General features: G+C 64.8%; 12 protein-coding genes and 1 pseudogene. 10 read left to right on the forward strand and 3 right to left on the reverse strand.

The window, feature by feature from the left end; translation table 11 throughout:
* Positions 1–5: 5 nt before the first annotated feature.
* A pseudogene (locus IEX43_RS11355) lies at positions 6–1347 on the reverse strand (DUF222 domain-containing protein).
* Positions 1348–1627: 280 nt separating this feature from the next.
* Here IEX43_RS11355 and pcrA point away from each other — a divergent pair.
* From pcrA to sucD, 5 genes are all read left to right on the forward strand, one after another.
* On the forward strand, positions 1628–4180 hold the full coding sequence (pcrA, locus tag IEX43_RS11360; RefSeq protein WP_377102785.1) for a DNA helicase PcrA: 2553 nt from the start codon (positions 1628–1630) through the stop codon (positions 4178–4180).
* 119 nt (positions 4181–4299) lie between these two features.
* Positions 4300–5610, forward strand: a complete 1311-nt coding sequence (locus IEX43_RS11365; protein WP_188811116.1) for a glycosyltransferase — start codon at positions 4300–4302, stop codon at positions 5608–5610.
* Between the two features lie 18 nt (positions 5611–5628).
* Positions 5629–6315 (forward strand): hypothetical protein, encoded by a 687-nt coding sequence (locus tag IEX43_RS11370; RefSeq protein ID WP_229666420.1) that lies wholly within the window; start codon positions 5629–5631, stop codon positions 6313–6315.
* Between the two features lie 242 nt (positions 6316–6557).
* The gene (gene sucC / locus IEX43_RS11375) at positions 6558–7727 is read left to right on the forward strand and encodes an ADP-forming succinate--CoA ligase subunit beta (RefSeq protein ID WP_188811118.1); all 1170 of its coding nucleotides are present in this window, start codon (positions 6558–6560) and stop codon (positions 7725–7727) included.
* 11 nt (positions 7728–7738) lie between these two features.
* Positions 7739–8641 (forward strand): succinate--CoA ligase subunit alpha, encoded by a 903-nt coding sequence (gene sucD / locus IEX43_RS11380; protein WP_157239019.1) that lies wholly within the window; start codon positions 7739–7741, stop codon positions 8639–8641.
* A 145-nt stretch (positions 8642–8786) separates the two neighbouring features.
* Here sucD and IEX43_RS11385 read toward each other — a convergent pair whose 3' ends face one another.
* Positions 8787–9269 (reverse strand): SRPBCC family protein, encoded by a 483-nt coding sequence (locus IEX43_RS11385; protein ID WP_188811121.1) that lies wholly within the window; start codon positions 9267–9269, stop codon positions 8787–8789.
* Entirely contained in the window at positions 9266–9628 is a 363-nt protein-coding gene (locus tag IEX43_RS11390) for an ArsR/SmtB family transcription factor (RefSeq protein WP_188811123.1), read from the reverse strand. Before IEX43_RS11390 ends, IEX43_RS11385 begins: the two co-directional genes overlap by 4 nt.
* A gap of 162 nt (positions 9629–9790) precedes the next feature.
* Here IEX43_RS11390 and IEX43_RS11395 point away from each other — a divergent pair, with 162 nt between their 5' ends.
* The 5 genes from IEX43_RS11395 (at position 9791) to IEX43_RS11415 (ending at position 15878) form a co-directional block, all read left to right on the forward strand.
* On the forward strand, positions 9791–10195 hold the full coding sequence (locus IEX43_RS11395) for a tautomerase family protein (RefSeq protein ID WP_188811125.1): 405 nt from the start codon (positions 9791–9793) through the stop codon (positions 10193–10195).
* Between the two features lie 204 nt (positions 10196–10399).
* On the forward strand, positions 10400–11404 hold the full coding sequence (gene iolC, locus IEX43_RS11400; RefSeq protein WP_188811127.1) for a 5-dehydro-2-deoxygluconokinase: 1005 nt from the start codon (positions 10400–10402) through the stop codon (positions 11402–11404).
* The gene (locus IEX43_RS11405; protein ID WP_188811129.1) at positions 11401–12351 is read left to right on the forward strand and encodes a Cgl0159 family (beta/alpha)8-fold protein; all 951 of its coding nucleotides are present in this window, start codon (positions 11401–11403) and stop codon (positions 12349–12351) included. The genes iolC and IEX43_RS11405 overlap by 4 nt, the downstream gene beginning before the upstream one ends.
* Positions 12352–12391: 40 nt before the next feature.
* Positions 12392–14320, forward strand: coding sequence for a 3D-(3,5/4)-trihydroxycyclohexane-1,2-dione acylhydrolase (decyclizing) (iolD, locus tag IEX43_RS11410; RefSeq protein ID WP_188811131.1), 1929 nt, complete (start codon positions 12392–12394; stop codon positions 14318–14320).
* A gap of 46 nt (positions 14321–14366) precedes the next feature.
* Complete coding sequence (locus IEX43_RS11415) at positions 14367–15878, forward strand: CoA-acylating methylmalonate-semialdehyde dehydrogenase (RefSeq protein WP_188811133.1); 1512 nt, start codon at positions 14367–14369, stop codon at positions 15876–15878.
* Positions 15879–15928 lie beyond the last annotated feature (50 nt).

Raw genomic sequence — 15928 nt, forward strand, 5'->3', positions numbered from 1 at the left:
CAATCTCACGCCGCCTCCCGTCGGCTGAAGCGGAGGCGCTTGAGCACCCTGGCCTGCTGACGCTGTCTTCTGCGGCGTTTCCGGCTGCCCCGGGTAGCCGACCTGGCCGCCACGGCAAAGCCCGTGCCGCCTGGCGGGCTCGTGTCCAGCCCGGTGCCGGGTGGGGGAGGCGCCGTGGAGTGGTAGGTGTGGCCGGTGGGGGTGTGGAGTTCCACCGTGTGCCTGGGCCCGGGTACCGGCGTGGCTGTCCAGCCGGGTGTTTCTTTGGTGTGGTTGCAGGCTTCGCAGAGGCCTTGGCCGTTGGTGCTGGTGGTTGTGCCGTCACTGTGCCAGGGGGTGATGTGGTCGTGGTGGCGGATGGGCGCGTCGCAGTAGGGGGTGCGGCAGGTGTCGTCGCGGACCTGGTTGAACCGGCGGAGCCCGGGCGGGAAGAGCCGGGCCTTGGAGTCCATGGCGAGCAGCTCACCGGTGCCGGGGGCGGTGTAGAGCCGGCGGATCCACGTGGTGAACTCTGCGGTGTCAGTGTCTTCTCCGAGGACTGTTCGTCTGGCCCAGTGGGCGGGGACGATGCCGTAGCCGGAGAGCTTGGCTGGTTCGCTGTCGCACTGGAACAGGGTGCGGTCGGTCATGACCAGCTGCACCTCGATGCCGGCGACCCCGCCAGGGGTGCCGGTAACGTTCTCAACGAGCTGATCGGCCATGATCTGGCCCTTGGACCGTTCGTCCCCAGAGGACCGCAACGTATCCGCATGCCGGGTCAGGGCCGCGTAGACGGCCACCCCCTGGGCGACGGGCAGCAGAGCGGTCAGGCGGGCCATGGTGTCCGGCGCCGGGCGAAGGGTCGCGGTTCGGTCGTTCACCGCATGGCTGGCGCGTTTTGCCACCGAGTGCGGGTCGCGCCGGTACGCGGCAGCCCGGACCGCGGCAATGATGGCCCGGTCCCCGGTCCCCGGCCCCTGCCAGTGACCCTGCACCTGCCAGGGTGCCGGTGTCGGCGGCGAGTTCCTCGTCCACCGCGCACCGGTCTTCGGCGGACAGGCACGCTGTTTCCTTCACGACGAGGGTGGCGCGCCATTCGTTCAGCTCCCCGGATTCCAGGGCGGCAAGGGTGTGGGGCATATCGGTGACGAGGGTTTTGGCCAGGCCCAGGAGCCTGCCGCCGCGGGCCGGGGACTCCCGCCGCGCCAACGCCACCTGCGCGGCAACACCGGCGCCGCGCTCCTTGGCCGGGACACCAGCCGCGGCCTGCTCCCGCCGCTGGGAGAGATCAAAAGCCACAGCGATCCGGGCCTGTTGCGCAGCCGCCAGCGACTTCAGATCCTCAAGCTCCCGCAACTGATCAATCATCCCCGGACCAGTAGAAGCAGGACGGACGGAAGCCAGGGTTTGTACAACGTCGCCAAGGCGAGTGCCATCGAGACTTTCTTCACTCCGCGCCGGCGCCGCCGCCGTCATCATGGCTTCCATCCGCTAAGCCTTTCAACTGCATGCCCTCCTTGCACGCACCGCTCAGCGCTATGTGGATAAAGCTTGCAGGACCGCCGAAAAGGCGTGGGCATGGAGCCCGTCATCCACAGCCGGGAAGTCCGTGTCGGTCCCACCGCCTAGACTTGTAGGCACCATGGATATGTTGTTTGACCCGTACTCTGACGGACCGTTCAAGGCTGCTTCCCCGGCAGCTGCCCGCACCAAGTCGCGCGCTGAAGGCGCCACGACGGCCGGTCCCGGCGGTGCTGTGCCGTGGGAGAACCGGCAGGGCGCCGGGCTGTCCGGCGGCACACAAGCGCCGCATGCGGATGGTCAGCATGCGGAGGGCCACGGCCACGGCCACCGCCGGCCGGACGCGGCCCAGCTCCTGGAAGGGCTGAACCCGCAGCAGGAGGAGGCCGTTAAGCACGCAGGTTCCGCGCTGCTGATCGTAGCCGGCGCGGGTTCGGGCAAAACCCGTGTGCTCAGCAACAGGATCGCCTACCTGATCGCCACCGGCCGGGCCCACCATGGGGAGATCCTCGCCATCACCTTCACCAACAAGGCCGCTGCGGAAATGCGGGAACGCATTGAAGCGCTGGTGGGTGGGCGCGCCAAAATCATGTGGATCTCCACCTTCCACTCATCATGCGTACGGATCCTGCGCCAGGAAGCCGCGAACGTGGGGCTGAAATCGAACTTCTCCATCTACGACTCAGCCGACTCCCTCCGGCTGGTCACCCAGGTGTCCAAGGCCCTGGACCTGGACCCGAAAAAGTTTGCCCCCAAGGCCATCCAGCACAAGATCTCCGCCTTGAAGAACGAGCTCATCGATGCTGACTCGTACTCTTCCGCCGCGAACTACAACGATCCTTTCGAGCAGGCCGTGGCAGAGGTCTACAAGGGCTACACACAGCGGCTGCGCCAGGCCAATGCCATGGATTTCGATGACCTGATTGCCGAAACGGTGTTTATGTTCCGGGCCTTCCCTGCCCTCGCGGATTCCTACCGCCGGCGGTTCAGGCATGTCCTGGTGGACGAGTACCAGGACACCAACCATGCCCAGTACGCCCTGGTCCGGGAGATCGTGGGCGAAGGCCCCGGCGCCTCCGAGTTGACGGTCGTGGGCGATTCGGACCAGTCCATCTACGCTTTCCGGGGCGCCGACATCCGCAACATCGTGGAGTTCGAAAAGGATTACCCCGAGGCACGGACCATCAAGCTGGAGCAGAACTACCGCTCCACGCAGAACATCCTCAGCGCAGCCAACTCGGTCATCTCACGAAATCCCAACCGTCCCGAGAAACGGCTGTGGACCGCCGAAGGCGACGGCCACAAAATCATCGGATACGTGGGCGAGAACGAGCACGACGAAGCCCAGTTCATTGCCAAGGAGATCGACCGGCTCCAGGATGAGGACAACCTCCGTCCGGGGGACGTCGCCATCTTCTACCGCACCAATGCCCAGTCACGCTCCATCGAGGACGTGCTGGTGCGGGTGGGCCTGCCGTACAAGGTGGTGGGCGGCACGCGGTTCTACGAGCGCAAGGAAATCAAGGATGCCCTGGCCTACCTTCGTGTCCTGGTGAATCCGGACGACGACGTCAACCTGCGGCGGGTGCTCAACGAACCAAAACGGGGGATCGGCGACCGCGCCGAAGGTGCGGTGGCGGCACTGGCCCAGCGTGAGCGCATCTCGTTCATGGCAGCCGCCCGTCGGGCCGAGCAGGCCCCGGCGATGGCAACCCGATCCGTCAATGCCGTCCTTGGGTTTGTGAAGCTGCTGGATGACCTCGCCGAAGTGGCCGCGGGTTCCGGCGCCGCAGCAGCCCTTGAAGCCGTCCTGGAGCAGACCGGCTACCTGGCCGCGCTGCGCTCCAGCACAGACCCCCAGGACGAGTCCAGGGTGGAGAACCTGGCGGAGCTTGTGGCCGTGGTGCGGGAGTACGAGCAGGAGAACCCCGAAGGATCGCTGGGCGCGTTCCTGGAGCAGGTCTCGCTGGTGGCCGACGCGGACCAGATTCCTGACGCTCCCGGCGGGAACGCCGAAGACACAGCCGCCGCCGTTGCGGAGGCCAAACGGCTTGGCGTGGTCACGCTGATGACACTGCACACCGCCAAGGGCCTCGAGTTCCCGGTGGTATTCCTGACCGGCATGGAGCATGGACTGTTTCCGCACCAGCGGTCAGCGACTGACCCCAAAGAACTGGCGGAAGAACGCCGGCTTGCCTACGTTGGCCTGACGCGTGCCCGGAAACGCCTGTACGTCACCCGTTCCGAGGTCCGGAGCATGTGGGGCCAGAGCCAGTACAACCCAGCCAGCCAGTTCCTGGAGGAAATTCCCGCCGAGCTCCTGGAATGGAAACGCGAAGGAACCAGCAGGCAGTCAGGCGGGTGGGGCGGCGGATCAATCGGTTCGAACCGCTACAGCGGATCCTTCTGGGGCGCCGGGACGGCCAGGGGCGCCGCTGCTGACTCGTCAGCCGGATTCAACGCGGACGTGCCCGCGGCCATTGCGAAGAACCGTGTGCAGCCGCAGAAAGAAATCGTGGCGGTCACCGTGGGGGACAAGGTCAACCACACGAGCTTCGGCAACGGTACCGTCCTCGCGCTGGAGGGGGCGGGGGACAAGACCGTGGCCAAGGTGAAGTTCGACGTCGGTGAGAAGCGTTTGCTGCTGCGCTACGCGCCGCTGACCAAGCTCGACGCCTAGCAGTTCCAGGACAGCGAAGGCCCGGGCCGCCAGGGTAGGAAGCCTTGCCCGGCACCGGCGCCCAGTACTAAGGTTCAGGAACCGTCCTGCTGCAGCGCAGGACCAGTCGGAGCGCGGCCATGAAAATCCTGTTCGCCAGCCAGGCCATCGATGGACACTTCAACCCCATGACGGGGGTGGCGGTTCGCCTCAAAGAACGGGGCCACAACGTCGCCTGGTACACAGGCCCCGTCTTCCGTGACAAGCTCCGGGACCTGGACATCCCGCTCCTTCCTTTCCAACGGGCCATTGAGCACCGCGTGGATAACCTCTTCGAGCTGTACCCGGAACGCGCCAAGCTCAAAGGACCCCGGGCCATCGGGTTCGATGGGGAGAAGATCTTTGCCAGCAACGTCAGCAACTTCTTCGAAGATATCCGGGAACTGGAACAGGACTTTGCCTTCGACGTGGCCGTGGTGGACAGTTCAATGTTCATCCACCGCCTCGTGGCGAGCTTAATGGGCAAGCCGCTGGTGAACTTCGTGGCGATTCCCAACATGGAAAGCGACCCGCAGGTACCGCCGCTGTTCTTCGGCTTCAAGCCTGCCCGCAACCCGGTGGAGAGATCCATCCAGGCCGCGGCGGGCTTCCTGTCCGACAACGTCATCCTGCGGCCCGCCGGCCTGAGCTACCGCCGCCAGCTTGCGGCCTACGGGCAGGCCGCCCCCAGGCACGGACGTCTGACGGACGAGCCCTACCGGTCCTCAGCGGCCGTCATCCAGACCGGCCCGGAAGCCCTGGACTTCCCGCGGCGGCACAGGAACCCCGCGGTGCACTATGTGGGGGCACTCCTGCCGTACAGGCCCCCGCCCCCGGCACTGGCTGCGGCTGAACGTGGTGCCGAAGAAGCGGAACATTGGCCGCTGTACCCACGCACGTTGCTGGTGACCCAGGGAACGGTGGACAACGTAGACCAGGACAAGCTGATAGTTCCGGCGCTCGAGGCGGTCAAGGACATGGACGCGCTGGTGATTGTGGCCACCGGTGGCCGCGGGACGGAGGTCCTCAGCGCGCGCTACCCGCAGCCCAACATCGTGATCCGCGACTTCGTGGACTTCGCCAGCGTGCTGGATTTCACGGACGTGTTCATCACCAACGGCGGCTTCGGCGGGGTGCAGCTCAGCCTGTCCAAAGGAGTGCCAATGGTGGTGTCAGGGATCAACGAGGGCAAGAGTGACGTCAATGCCAGGGTGGAATTCGCCGGCGTGGGCATCAGCCTCAAAACGGAACGGCCCAAGCCACAGCGAATTGCCCAGGCAGTGCAGGAGATCCTCTCGAACGCTGCCTGGCGGACGCGGGCACAACAGATGCGTGACCACTTCGCCGCAGGGGATCCCGCTGCTGTTGCCGCCGCCGTCGTCGAAAAGGCAGCCGGACTGGCACCAGACTGAGCGCCGCCATGACGCATAATGGACCGCATGCGACGGACTGTACAGGGGATGCTCGCCGCCCTTTTCCTCTTGGCTGCAACAGGCTGCACCGTGACGGTGGAGGACCCTGGATACGTGGCACCGCCTCCATTGCCGCCGATTGAGCAGCTGGAACAGGCGCCGCTGGTTGACCCGCAGGAATTTTCAGGCAGTGACGATGTCATCTCCTTCCTTACCGAGGACCGGACAGTGGCGTGCTCCCTGACGGCAGCCCGCGGGCCGCACATCAATCTCCCCTATGAGCAGAACAGCTTCAGCGACAGCGAAAACAACAAACTGGCCATTGTGCCGGTAGCCCACTGCGAACTGGCCGGATACCCGAAACCTGCCCCGGACGACGTAGCGGATGACTGCGCAGGAACGAATATCGGATACCTGGGCGGGGTAGCCCTGCTGACGCCGGACAAGGCTACGTACGGAGAATGCCGGTCCGGAGTCACACAAATGGAAGCAACATACGGCCCCCGCGGCAGCAAGGCCGGCCCGATCGCGGAATTGGCTGTGCTGGCTGACGGGCAGAACCTTGAGCGAAACGGACTTCGCTGTTCCGCCTACAACGGCGGCGTAGCCTGCGGAAACGTCTCGGCCGGCGTGGGGTTCTTTGTTTCGGAGGACCGTTACGAGCTGATTTCCAGCCCTCCGGAGAGTGCCCCGCCGGCACTGTGAAGCCCTCAAAAACCGCGTAAATCCGCGGTTTTTCTACGTTCCATAGAATAGTGTCCTTACTCACATAAGGGGTACTCTGGGACGGGCCGGTCCTCCCAAAGGACTAGAGTTCCCAGTGGAGCATCACGCCGCGTGGCTCGTTTCCAACAGGCCGCCGGTGCGTGCAATTCCGCAGCCCGGTCATCGTCTTCGATGGTGTCCGACTGTACAGAAACTACTTCGACGTAGAAGGACACTAAACCGTGGACCTGTTTGAATACCAGGCGCGCGATATGTTCGAGGCGCACGGTGTACCCGTGCTTGCCGGCATCGTGGCGTACACCCCAGAAGAAGCAAAGGCAGCTGCCGAGAAGATCGGCGGCGTAACTGTCGTTAAGGCCCAGGTTAAGGCCGGTGGCCGCGGTAAGGCCGGCGGCGTTAAGGTTGCCAAGACCGCCGATGAGGCACTTGAGCACTCCACCAACATCCTGGGCATGGACATCAAGGGCCACACCGTTAACAAGGTGATGATTGCCCAGGGTGCGGACATCGCCGAGGAATACTACTTCTCCGTCCTGCTGGACCGGGCCAACCGCAACTACCTGGCCATGTGCTCGGTTGAAGGCGGCATGGAAATCGAACAGCTCGCCGTCGAACGCCCTGAGGCGCTGGCGAAGATCGCCATCGACCCCGCCGTGGGCATCGACCAGGCCAAGGCTGACGAGATTGTCGCAGCAGCCGGCTTCGCCGAGGAACTGCGCGGCAAAGTCGCCGCCGTGATCCTGAAGCTTTGGGATGTCTTCAAGAAGGAAGACGCCACCCTGGTGGAGGTCAACCCGCTGGTCAAGACCGGTGCCGGTGAGATCGTGGCCCTTGACGGCAAGGTCTCCCTGGACGAGAACGCCGACTTCCGCCACGCCAAGCACGCCCTCCTTGAGGACAAGGACGCTGCTGATCCGCTGGAGGCCAAGGCCAAGGCGCAGGACCTGAACTACGTCAAGCTGGACGGCGAAGTAGGGATCATCGGCAACGGTGCCGGCCTGGTCATGTCCACCCTCGACGTCGTTGCCTACGCCGGCGAAAAGCACGGCAACGTCAAGCCCGCCAACTTCCTGGACATCGGCGGTGGAGCTTCCGCCGAGGTCATGGCCGCTGGCCTGGACGTCATCCTGGGCGACGAGCAGGTCAAGTCGGTATTCGTCAACGTCTTCGGTGGCATCACCGCGTGTGACGCCGTCGCCAAGGGCATCGTTGGTGCGCTGGCCGAGCTGGGCCACTCCGCGAACAAGCCGCTGGTAGTCCGCCTCGACGGCAACAACGTTGAGGAGGGCCGCCGCATCCTGGCCGAGGCCAACCACCCGCTGGTTACCCTGGCCGCAACCATGGACGAGGGCGCCGACAAGGCCGCCGAGCTCGCCAACGCAGCTAAGTAAAGGGACGCACCATGTCTATCTATCTGAACAAGGACTCCAAGGTCATCGTCCAGGGCATCACCGGCGGCGAAGGCACCAAGCACACCGCCCTGATGCTCAAGGCCGGCACCAACATTGTTGGCGGCGTCAACGCCCGCAAGGCCGGCACCACGGTCCTGCACGGCGACAAGGAAATCACTGTCTTCGGCACCGTCAAGGAAGCCATGGCGGAAACCGGCGCGGACGTCTCCATCGTCTTCGTGCCGCCGGCTTTCACCAAGAGCGCCGTCGTTGAAGCCATCGAGGCCGGCATCGGCCTGGTGGTTGTCATCACCGAAGGTGTGCCGGTCCAGGACTCGGCCGAGTTCTGGGCACTGGCCCAGTCCAAGGTGGACGCCGACGGCAACCAGGTCACCCGCATCATCGGACCGAACTGCCCCGGCATCATCACCCCGGGCGAGGCGCTGGTTGGCATTACCCCGGCCAACATCACCGGCAAGGGTCCCATCGGCCTGGTCTCCAAGTCCGGCACCCTGACCTACCAGATGATGTACGAGCTGCGCGACCTGGGCTTCTCCACCGCCATCGGCATCGGCGGCGACCCCATCATCGGCACCACGCACATCGACGCCCTGGCCGCGTTCGAGGCCGACCCCGAGACCAAGGCAATTGTGATGATCGGCGAAATCGGTGGCGACGCCGAAGAGCGCGCTGCCGACTTCATCAAGGCCAACGTCACCAAGCCGGTTGTCGGCTACGTTGCCGGCTTCACCGCGCCCGAAGGCAAGACCATGGGCCACGCCGGCGCCATCGTCTCCGGTTCCGCCGGAACCGCCCAGGCCAAGAAGGAAGCCCTCGAGGCCGCTGGCGTCAAGGTCGGCAAGACGCCGTCGGAGACCGCCAAGCTGCTGCGCGAAGTCTACGCAGCGCTCTAGTTCCAAGTAAGAACCAACGCGGGGTCGCTTCCCGCCCGTCACTCGTGGACGGGCCCGAAGCGGCCCCGCGTTGCTGTTAAGTACGACGACGGGTGGGTCACCTTCCACATGGAAGGTGACCCACCCGTCGTCGTACTTTTGCGCTCTACACCTTGGCGCCGTTGAGGAGTTCGTCCAGCCGCTCATAGCCTTCCGACATGCCGCCTTCCATGCCGGACTGCGCCATGCCGTCGCGGGCCTCCTGCGTGGGATAGACCGAATGTCCGCGGAGGCGGCACCGGCCATTGCCCAGGTCCTCGAACGTCATGAACTCCAGGCTGACGACGTCCGGATACCCGCCGAACTCGAAAGTCTGGATGGCGAACTCGTTCTCGCGGACCGTGTGGAAGATGCCTTTGAACTCATAGGGCACTCCTTCCGGGCCGGTGTGCAGGTAGCTGTAACTGCCGCCGGTCCGGAAGTCGTAGTGGTCGATGTCCATCTTGTAACCACGCGGACCCAACCACTGGACGAGAAGGTCCGGCTCCTTATGGGCCCGGAAGACGTCCGCTACGGGGAAATCAAACTCGCGCTCGTAGTCGATGAAGGGGACTCCCTCAGGAACGCTGAGCTTCAGGGAATTGCTCATGATGACTCCTTTGTATCTGGCCCGCTGCCGGTTGCAGCGTTTGACCTCAGCGCGGCATCGAGGCTGCGGAACTGCCCCTCGCGGACCAACCTGTACTGGTCGATCCATGCGGTGAGTGCCTCAAGCCGTGCGGGATTCAGGTGCACGGGCCGCCGCTGGGCTTCCCTGGTGCGGGTGACCAGTCCCGCCTGCTCGAGTACCTGGATGTGCTTCGAGACAGCCTGTTTGGAGATCTCGAAGGGTTCCGCCAATTCATTCACGGTGGCCGGTCCCCGGCTGAGCCGGGCTATGATGCTCCGCCGCACGGGATCGGCCAGGGCCATAAAGGCCGAGTCCAGAGCCGCTGCGTCGGGTTCCATCGTTGCTGCTCCACTCCTCAACTGGTGCTTTAATCAATCAGACAGTTTATCAATCTGCTAGTTGTTTAAGAGTACTCCCACTGCGTCCATGCGGCAATGTCTCCGTTGCGGTTCATTCGCTTACTTTGTTAGTATGTCAGAACAAACTTTAAAGGAGCGAAAGTGCCACTTGTTCGAATTGATGTAAACCAGGGGCGCAGCCAGGAGGAACTCCAGCGACTGAGCCGGGGGATCCATGACGCGATCCTCGCCGAGTACGGAATCCCGGAGCGCGACTACTTCCATATCCTGACCGAGCACCCTCTGGGGCAGATTCTTGCCCAGGATGCCGGGCTTGGCTTTGAGCGGACCAGCGGGGTTGTGATGATCCAGATCTTCACGCAGGGAGGCCGGTCACAGGAGGCCAAGCAGCGCCTCTTTGCCGCGGTGGCGGAAAAGCTCGCGAAGGTTGGCATCGCCGGAGAGGATGTATTCATCGGCTATGTGGAGAATGCGGCGGGCGACTGGTCCTTCGGTTTTGGCCGGGCGCAGTACGTCACCGGCGAGCTGGCCGTGCCGCGCAAGTAGCCAGCCTTCTGCGGCCCTGGACGCCGTGCCAAAGGGCGCTAAATGGCCGCTATGGCAAGTTGTAAACATGTCAGTACAAACCTTTGACAGGACATTGATTCTAGGGCAAAGTAGTGGATGTGACCCCGCTCATGGAGGGGCCAGCCAGTCACTGGAGCTCTAGCTGTTGAGGGCAGAGTTCAAATTAGAAAGGTCCGCGATACCGTGACCCACGAACTGCTCACGATCGGGCGCATCAGCGTTGATATCTACCCGAACGACATCGGGGTGGACCTGGAGGACGTGACGTCTTTCGGCAAGTACCTCGGCGGATCGCCGTCGAACGTTGCCGTAGCAGCCGCCCGGCATGGCCGCCGGACAGGCGTGATTACCCGCACCGGTGACGACGCTTTTGGAACCTACCTCCACCGGGAATTGAAGAAGTTCAACGTCGACGACGCGTTCGTCACCCCGGTCAAGGAATGGCCAACGGCGGTGACGTTCTGTGCGATCAAGCCGGCTACGGACGAGTTCCCGCTCTACTTCTACGGGCGCTTTCCCACCGCCCCGGACCTGCAGATCAAGGCCGAGGAGCTCGACCTGGACGCCATCCGAAACGCAGGGATCTTCTGGTCCACCGTGACCGGGTTATGCCAGGAGCCCAGCCGAACAGCCCACATCAAGGCACACGAGGCACGTCCCCGGACCGGGTTGAAGGAAGGCCAGTTCACCATCCTCGACCTCGACTACCGGCCCATGTTCTGGGCATCTGAAGAGGAAGCGCGGGCTGAGGTGGCCAAGATCCTGCCGCACGTCACCGTCGCCATCGGCAACGACAAGGAATGCGCCGTGGCGGTAGGGGAGGGAACCCCCGATGAGCAGGCGGACCGCCTGCTGGCCGCCGGAGTCGAGATCGCCGTCGTTAAACTCGGCCCCGAAGGCGTCATGGCGAAAACCCGCACGGAACGCGTAGTTTCCGCCCCTGTGCCCGTGCAAACCGTCAATGGCCTGGGAGCCGGCGATTCCTTCGGTGGTGCCTTCTGCCACGGACTGCTGTCCGGCTGGCCGCTTGCCCAGGTCCTGGACTACGCCAACGCCGCCGGTGCGATCGTCGCCTCCCGCCTTTCCTGCGCCGACGCCATGCCGACGCCGGAAGAGGTCACCTCCTTGCTCGCGGAACGCGGCCGCCTGGTACCTGGCCAGTTTGCCACCGAAGGAGCAGCACTGTGACCCTCACGCCGCTGGCCTCAAACAATGCGCTGGATGACGACCCGCGCCGCTACGCCCACCTGAGCACCATCCGGCTTGAGGACCCGGACGCCATTGCCCGGGCAGCCAAGGCCCGGCGCCGCCACCCCGGCCTGAAGTACGGCAAGCAGAACTTCATCGTTGCCGCCGACCACCCTGCCCGCGGCGCCCTGGCCGTCGGCAGTGACCCGGTGGCGATGGCAGACCGCCGCCAGTTGCTGGACCGGCTGCAGATTGCCCTGGCAAATCCGGACGTTGATGGCGTGCTTGCGTCGCCGGACATCATGGATGACCTTCTCCTGCTGGGTGCGCTGGAAGGCAAGCTGGTTTTCGGCTCGATGAACCGCGGCGGACTCGCCGGCCTGGTCAATGAAATCGACGACCGTTTCACCGGCCACACGGCAGCCGCCCTGGAAGCGCTGGGTGCCGACGGTGGGAAAATGCTGACCCGCATCTGCCTCGGCGACCCGGACACGGTGGCAACCTTGGAGGCCACTGCCAAGGCCATCGACTCCCTTGCCGAGCGCAAGCTCATTGCCATGGTGGAGCCCTTCCTTTCGGTCCGGGACAACGGCCGCGTCCGGAATGATCTCTCCACGGATGCCGTCATCAAGTCCATCGCCATCGCCGAGGGCCTGGGATCCACCAGCGCCTACACCTGGATGAAGCTTCCCGTCGTGGCGGACATGGAGCGGGTTATGGCGGCCACCACCATGCCCACCGTCCTGCTGGGCGGGGATCCGGACAGCAGCCAGGACGAGGTTTTCGCCAGCTGGCATGCAGCCCTCGCGTTACCCGGAGTGCAGGGCCTCACTGTTGGCCGGACGCTCCTGTACCCGGCCGACGGCGATGTTGCCGGTGCCGTGGCCACGGCCGCCTCACTGCTGAACCACACCACCCCAAACCGAACCGAAGAAGTATCGGAGTAGCCTCCCCATGGGAACAACATCAGGAATTGCCACCCGCAGAATGACGGTCGCCCAGGCCGTGGTGGAATACCTTTCCAAGCAGTACACGGTGGACTCCATTGGCGGGGTTGAGTACCGTGAGCGGCTGATTCCGGGAACTTTCGGCATCTTCGGGCACGGGAACGTGGCCGGCGTGGGCCAGGCCCTGAAGCAGTACCAGCAACTGGACCCGGCCATCATGCCGTACTACCAGGGCCGGAACGAACAGGCCCAGGCGCATCAGGCCGTGGGGTACGCCCGGCACACCCGCCGCCGCCAGACCTTTGCCATCAGCACGTCCATCGGCCCTGGCTCCTCCAACCTGCTGACCGGAGCAGCCCTGGCGACGACGAACCGCCTGCCGGTGCTGCTGCTGCCGTCCGACACCTTCGCCACCCGCGCTGCGGACCCGGTGCTGCAGCAGTTGGAGCAGCCCTACGCCTACGACATCACGGTCAATGACGCGTTCCGGCCGCTGACTAAGTTCTTCGACCGCGTCTCCCGGCCCGAGCAGCTGTTCTCCGCCTTCCACCATGGCCTGCGTGTCCTGACGGATCCGGCGGAAACCGGCGCCGTGACCATCTCGCTGCCCCAGGACGTCCAGGCGGAGGCCTTCGACGTCCCTGCGGAGTTCCTGGCAGAGCGCGAATGGCGGATCCGCCGCCCGGACGCGGACGACGACGACATCGCCCGCGCTGCCGACGCGATCCGTTCTGCGAAGCGGCCGCTGATCATCGCCGGCGGGGGCGTCCTCTACGCCTACGCCAATGAGGAACTCGCGAAGTTCGTGGAACTGACGGGCATCCCGGTGGGCAACACCCAGGCCGGCGTCGGCGTGCTGCCGTGGGACCACAAGTTCTCCCTTGGAGCCATTGGCTCCACGGGCACGACGGCGGCAAACGCCATTGCTGCCGACGCGGACCTGATCATAGGCATTGGCACGCGCTACGAGGACTTCACCACCGCCTCCCGCACCGCGTTCCAGAACCCGGACGTGAAGTTCATCAACATCAACGTCGCGGCGATCGACGCCTACAAGCACGGCGCCACGCTGCCGATCGTGGCGGATGCCCGCAAGGCCCTGGTCAAGCTGAATCAGGCACTGGGCGGCTACCGCGTCGGAGCGGACCTCGAGCAGAAGATCGCGGCGGAGAAGAAGCGCTGGGACGCCACCGTGGATGAAGCCTTCGATTCCCGTTCCACACCCCTGCCGGCACAGAACGAGATCATCGGTGCCACGTCCCGCGCCATGGACGCGGCCGACGTCGTTATTTGTGCGGCGGGTTCCCTCCCCGGCGACCTGCACAAGATGTGGCGGGTCCGTGACCCGTTCGGCTACCACGTGGAATACGCGTACTCCTGCATGGGCTACGAGATTCCGGGCGGCCTCGGGGTCAAGCGCGCGGCGATGGCGGAAGCTGTTAACGGCGGAACCCAGCGCGACGTCGTCGTCATGGTGGGGGACGGCTCCTACCTGATGATGCACACGGAACTAGTCACCGCCGTCGCCGAACGGATCAAGCTGATCGTGGTCCTGATCCAGAACCACGGCTACGCCTCCATCGGCTCGCTCTCCGAGTCCCTGGGCTCGCAGCGGTTCGGCACCCAGTACCGGTCACTCAACGAGGAACAGCACAGCTTCGACGAAGGCGACACCCTGCCCGTTGACCTGGCCCTGAACGCCGAATCCCTGGGCGTGAAGGTCATCCGGATCGAACCGGGGGAGAAGGTCATTGCCGAACTCGAACAGGCCATCCGCGACGCCAAAGCCGCACCGGAGCGCGGCGGCCCTATCCTGATCCACGTCGAATCAGACCCGCTGCTCGACGCGCCGTCCTCTGAATCCTGGTGGGACGTTCCCGTCTCCCAGGTTTCCGAGCTGGACTCCACGCAGCAGGCCTACCAGGCCTACACCGACCACAAAGCCCGCCAGCGCAAGCTGCTTGGCTGATTCCCTCTTCGACACCCGAACGCTTTCAACTCAAGGAAGAGCCGCCATGACTGTTACAACCGAGACCTCCACCATCAACCACTTCATCAACGGCGCCGAAAGCGCCGGCGAGGGTGGCCGCACCACGAACGTCTACAACCCGGCCACCGGCGCCGTGTCCGCGCAGCTGCGGCTGGCCAACCGGGCAGACCTGGACGCCACAGTAGCTGCTGCCCGCAAGGCCGCCGACACCTGGGGCGACATCTCCCTGGCCAAGCGCACCGCCGTGCTGTTCAAATTCCGCGAGCTCGTCGCCTCCCACGTCGAGGAGCTCGCCCAGCTGGTCACCGCCGAACACGGCAAGGTCCTCTCCGACGCCAAGGGCGAAATCGGACGCGGCCTGGAAGTCATCGAGTACGCCTGCGGCATCCCCACGCTGCTCAAGGGCGACTACTCGGACCAGGTCTCCACCGGGATCGACGTCTTCAACTTCCGCGAACCCCTCGGTGTGGTTGCCGGCATCACCCCGTTCAACTTCCCCGTCATGGTCCCGCTCTGGATGGCACCGATGGCCATCGCCACCGGCAACGCCTTCATCCTCAAGCCCTCCGAACGCGACCCCTCTGCATCCATGCTCCTGGCCAGGCTCTGGAAGCAGGCAGGCCTGCCCGACGGCGTGTTCCAGGTCCTGCACGGGGACAAGGAAACCGTGGACGGGCTCCTGACCCACCCGGACGTGGACGGCATCTCCTTCGTCGGCTCCACCCCGATCGCCCAGTACGTCCACGAGACCGCCACCAAGCACGGCAAGCGCGTCCAGGCCCTGGGCGGCGCGAAGAACCACGCCATCGTTATGCCTGACGCCGACCTGGACAACGCCGCTGACCACCTCGCCGCCGCCGCCTTCGGCTCCGCCGGGGAACGCTGCATGGCCATCTCGGTCGCCGTCGCGGTCGGGGACGCCGCGGACCTGATCGTCAAGAAGGTCGAAGAGCGCGCCCTGGCCGTCAAGGTCAACAACGGCACCGCCCCCGGCGCCGAAATGGGCCCGGTCATCACCCCGGCCTCCAAGGAACGCATCGTACGGATCGTCACCGAAGCCGAAGCAGCCGGCGCCGCCATGGTGGTGGACGGCCGCGACCTCGTGGTCCCCGGCCACGAAGACGGCTTCTGGGTAGGCCCTACAGTGATCGACCACGTCAAGACCGAGATGACCGCCTACACCGAGGAAATCTTCGGACCCGTCCTTGTGGTGGTCCGTGTGGATACCCTTGAGGACGGCATCAAGCTGATCAATGCCAACCCGTATGGCAACGGCACCGCGATCTTCACCTCCTCCGGCGCCCACGCCCGGAAGTTCCAGCGCTCCGTCACGGTGGGCATGATCGGTATCAACGTTCCCCTGCCTGTCCCGGTGGCCTACCACTCCTTCGGCGGATGGAAGGCATCCCTCTTCGGCGACAAGCACATCTACGGCCCCGAAGGCGTCTCCTTCTACACCCGCGGCAAAGTCGTCACCTCCCGCTGGCCCGAACCCACCCACGCTTCCGGCGCCTCCTACAACTTCCCGTCCAACTAGCGACCCGACTACCCACCATCGACTGCTCCGTAACGGCCGTTTTGAGCGTC

The sequence above is a fragment of the Pseudarthrobacter polychromogenes genome, from assembly GCF_014644495.1.
GTDB lineage: Bacteria > Actinomycetota > Actinomycetes > Actinomycetales > Micrococcaceae > Arthrobacter > Arthrobacter polychromogenes.